3 protein-coding genes and 1 pseudogene are annotated in these 4,070 nt (G+C 66.4%); all 4 read right to left on the bottom strand.

Annotated elements, in window-relative coordinates; all coding sequences use genetic code 11:
- Positions 1-101: pseudogene (locus ACFYMC_RS29590) on the bottom strand (methionine ABC transporter ATP-binding protein); the annotation flags it as partial.
- A gap of 11 nt (positions 102-112) precedes the next feature.
- Positions 113-1,114 carry an ABC transporter permease gene (locus tag ACFYMC_RS29585; protein WP_388531191.1) on the bottom strand — a complete coding sequence of 334 codons (1,002 nt, stop codon included), beginning with the start codon at positions 1,112-1,114 and terminating at the stop codon, positions 113-115.
- Complete coding sequence (locus ACFYMC_RS29580; protein ID WP_388531188.1) at positions 1,107-2,030, bottom strand: ABC transporter permease; 924 nt, start codon at positions 2,028-2,030, stop codon at positions 1,107-1,109. Before ACFYMC_RS29580 ends, ACFYMC_RS29585 begins: the two co-directional genes overlap by 8 nt.
- A 78-nt stretch (positions 2,031-2,108) precedes the next feature.
- On the bottom strand, positions 2,109-3,734 hold the full coding sequence (locus ACFYMC_RS29575; protein WP_388531185.1) for an ABC transporter substrate-binding protein: 1,626 nt from the start codon (positions 3,732-3,734) through the stop codon (positions 2,109-2,111).
- Positions 3,735-4,070: the final 336 nt, after the last annotated feature.

Raw genomic sequence — 4,070 nt, 5'->3', positions numbered from 1 at the left:
GTCTCCCCCGCGTCCACCGAGTAGTTGACACCGTTGACCGCCTTGGCCACACCGTCCCGGGTGTGGAACTCGACGTGCAGGTCCCGGACTTCGAGCAACATGTGCCCACTCCTCAGCGCAGCTTGGGGTCGAGGGCGTCGCGCACCGCGTCGCCGAGCATGATGAAGGCCAGCACGGTGATGCTCAGCGCGCCTGCGGGCCACAGGAGCATGTGCGGGGCGTTGCGGATCTGGGAGGCCGCGTTGGAGATGTCGATTCCCCAGGAGACCGTGGGCGGGCGCAGCCCGACACCGAGGAAGGACAGCGTCGCTTCCAGCGCGATGTACGTACCCAGGGCGATGGTGGCCACGACGATGACCGGTGCCACCGCGTTGGGGGCCACATGGCGCAGCATCATCCGCCCGTTGCTCGCACCCAGTGCCCGCGCGGCCTGCACGTAGTCGTTCTGCTTGGCCGTGATCACCGACCCTCGGGCGATGCGGGCGAGTTGCGGCCAGCCCAGCAGCACGATGAAGCCGACGACCGGCCAGACCGTGGTGCTCGTGACCACGGAGAGGAAGACCAGCCCACCGAGGATGACCGGGATGCCGAAGAAGATGTCCGCGACGCGGCTGAGCAGGGCGTCGGACCAGCTGCCGAAGAAGCCGGCGTAACCACCGAGGAGGGACCCGAGGAGGGCCGCGCCAACGGTGGCGCACACACCGACCGTGATGGAGGCGCGGGCTCCGTAGACGGTACGGGTGTAGACGTCGCAGCCCTGGGTGTCGTAGCCGAAGGGGTGACCTGGCTCTGCGCCTTGCTGAGACTTGGAAAGGTCGCACTGGAGCGGGTCGCCGCTGGCGATCAGCTGGGGCCAGATGGCGATGACGACCAGGAAGAGGATCAGCAGGCCGGAGACGACGAAGACCGGATTGCGTCGCAGTTGGTGCCAGGCGTCGGACCACAGGGAGCGCGGCTTCTCGCCCGGGCCCTCGGCCCGCTCCTGCGAACTCGGCGGCTTTTCCAGGCTTTCTGCCTCGTCCATGGCCAGGTCCATGGCCCCTCCCTGACCGGTGGGCGAAACTGCTTCCTCGTCGCCGGGGTACATGGGGTCGTAGGGCTCGGGTTCAGGCATACCGGATCCTCGGGTCCAGGACCGCGTACAGCAGGTCGACGAGCAGGTTCGCCAGCAGGAAGACGATGACGAGGATGGTCACGAATCCGACCACCGTGGGGGCGTTGTTGCGCAGGATCCCCTGGTAGAGCTGGTAGCCCACGCCGTGGATGTTGAAGATCCGCTCGGTGACGATCGCTCCGCCCATCAGGGCACCGATGTCGGTGCCGATGAAGGTGACCACGGGGATCAGCGAATTGCGCAGCAGGTGCCTGGTGACGACCCGGCGGCGCGGCAGGCCCTTCGCGGTGGCGGTGCGGATGTAGTCCGCCCGGACGTTCTCGGCGATGGAGGTGCGGGAGAGTCGGGTGACGTAGGCGAGGGAGACCAGGGCGAGCACGATGCCCGGGAGGATCAGTTCGCTGAAGGGGGCGTCGGAGGGCACCGTGGGTGACACCCAGCCCCATTTGACGCCGAAGAGGTACTGGAGGAGGTAGCCGGTCACGAACGTCGGCACGGAGATGACCACCAGGGTGGCGACGAGCACCGAGGTGTCGACGGCCCGCCCCCTGCGCAGGCCACTGATGACACCGAGGGTGATCCCGAAGATGATCTCGATGACGATGGCCACGATGGTCAGGCGCAGCGTCACGGGGAAGGCGCTGGCCATCAGTTCGGTCACCGGTTGGCCGTTGAAGGCGGTGCCGAAGTCACCCTGGAAGATCTGCCCCATGTAGTGGAGGTACTGCTTCCACAGGGGCTGGTCGAGGTAGAGGTCCTTGCGGATGCGCGCGGCGGTGGCTGGGTCGGGCGCCTTGTCGCCGAAGAGCGCGGCGACCGGATCGCCGAGCGCGTACACCATGAAGAAGATCAGGAACGTGCTGCCGATGAACACCGGGATCATCTGGAGCAGCCGCCGGATCACATAACGGCCCATGGGAGGCTCCGGGGGTAGGGGGCAGCCGCCCGCTGAGTCCCGTCCGGGATCAGTACGGGCGGCCCGCTCCGATGGGCGTCAGGCGACCTTGATCTCGTCGTAGACCGGGACGCTGAACTGGTTGAGGGCCACGTCGGTGATCCGGTCGGAGTAGCCGGCGCTGCCGTTCTGGTACCAGAGCGGAATGGCGGGCATCTGCTCCACGAGGATCTTCTCGGCATCCTGGAAGGTGGCGACGGCCTTGGCCGCGTCGCTCTCCTGGTTGGCCTGGTCGACGAGTTTGTCGAACTGCGCGTTGGAGAACTTCCCGTAGTTGGACGAGGCGCCGGTGTAGTACAGCGGCTCCAGGAAGTTCTGGATCAGCGGGTAGTCAGCCTGCCAGCCGGAACGGAAGGGGCCGGTCATCTTGTAGTTGCTGACCTGGTTGCGGAAGTCCGCGAAGGTGCCCACGGGGTTGACGGTGCAGACCGGCCCTTGGCCCAGCACGTTGTTGATGCTGTTGCAGACGGCGTCCATCCAGTCCCGGTGCGAACCCGTGTCCACGTTCGAGGTCAGCGTCATCTTTCCACCAGGCAGCCCACCGCCCTCCTCGATCAGCGACTTGGCGCGCGCCGGGTCGTACTCGCAGACATCGCCGCAGATTCCGTCGTTGTAGCCTCCCGCGGTACCGAGCGCCGGGGAGGTGAAGTCCTTGGCCGGAGTGCGGGTGTCCTGGAAGATCTGCTTGGTGATCTCAGGCCGGTTGATCGCCATCGAGATGCCCTGACGGACCTTCTCCATGCCCGCCTTGTTCCACGCCGGGTCGTAGAGCGGGAAGACCACGGTCTGGATGATCAGTGCGGGCTGGTTGATGTAGCGGTCGCCGAGGTCGCTCTGCACGTTCTTCAGCTGCTGCGCGGGCACGTCGTCGACGAGGTCGAGGTTGCCGGCGATCAGGTCCGTGTAGGCGGTGTTGTTGTCGGTGTAGACCTTGAGGTCCACCCCGCCGTTCTGTGCCTTGTCCGGGCCGGGGTACTCGTCCCAGGCGCGCAACTGCATCGCGGAGCCCTTGGCATAGGAGTCCACCGTGTACGGGCCGTTGCCCACCGGCTTGTTCAACCAGGCGTCATGGTCGGTGAAGAAGCTCTGGGGCAGCGGCGAGAACGCCTGGTAGCCCAGGGTCTCAGGCCAGGTGGAGAACTTCTCCTTCAGCGCGACGGTGAAGGTTCCCGGATCCTTGACCACCAGACCTGACATGGTCTTGGCGGTGGCGTTACCGGAGGCAGGGTGAACCTCGTCGTAGCCGACGATGTCCGAGAAGAAGGGCGAGTTGTTCTGCTTGTTGTCCACGTGGGCGCCGTAGTTCCAGGCGTCCACGAAGGACTGGGCGGTGACCGGTTCCCCGTTGCTGAAGGTCCAACCGTCCTTCAGGGTGACGGTGAAGTTCTGCTGGTCGGTGGTCTCGATGCTCTCGGCGACCATGTTCTGCGCCTCACCGGTCTTCGGGTCGTACCGCTTCAGACCCCGGAAGATCATGTCCAGCACCTTGCCGCCCTGCACCTCGTTGGTGTTCGCGGGCTCCAGCGGGTTCTGCGGGTCACCCCAGGAGGAGCTGACGATCCCCGCGCCACCTCCGCCGCTGTCGCTTCCGCCGCCGCAAGCCGTCGCCACGAGGGCGACGGCCACCGCGCATGCGGCCCACTTGGCGTGGGTGGCTCCGCGCATGGAGTGCCTCCTTGTCTCCCAAATCGTACGAAGTCGTACTCAGGCCACAATCTCACCCCATTTGCCGCACAGTGCACTTTAAACGCGGCCGTAGGCCTTCCGGAGTCACCCAGCCGCGCAACTTGCCCTGCCACCAGGCGGAACACCCCCGGACATGCGTGAGGGGCGCCCGGTCTGCCGAAACAGACCGGGCGCCCCTCACACGAACGGGCCGTCCGTGTCGGAGATCAAGCCGCCTTGACGACGTCCTTCTCCTCGGCGAAGTGGCAGGCCGAGTCGTGGGCGGCCGGGGTGTCCGAGCCCTGGTAGCGCTCGGGGACCGCCAACAGCGGAACC

Origin of the sequence: Streptomyces sp. NPDC006879, assembly GCF_042869595.1 — a bacterium.
In the GTDB taxonomy this organism is placed as follows: domain Bacteria; phylum Actinomycetota; class Actinomycetes; order Streptomycetales; family Streptomycetaceae; genus Streptomyces.
This window is presented reverse-complemented; position numbering and strand designations above follow the sequence as displayed.

Excerpts from the sequence above, each read along its gene's own strand:
- ACFYMC_RS29585 (WP_388531191.1), bottom strand. The coding sequence starts at position 1,114 with ATGCCTGAACCCGAGCCCTACGACCCCATGTACCCCGGCGACGAGGAA.
- ACFYMC_RS29580 (WP_388531188.1), bottom strand. The coding sequence starts at position 2,030 with ATGGGCCGTTATGTGATCCGGCGGCTGCTCCAGATGATCCCGGTGTTC.
- ACFYMC_RS29575 (WP_388531185.1), bottom strand. The coding sequence starts at position 3,734 with ATGCGCGGAGCCACCCACGCCAAGTGGGCCGCATGCGCGGTGGCCGTC.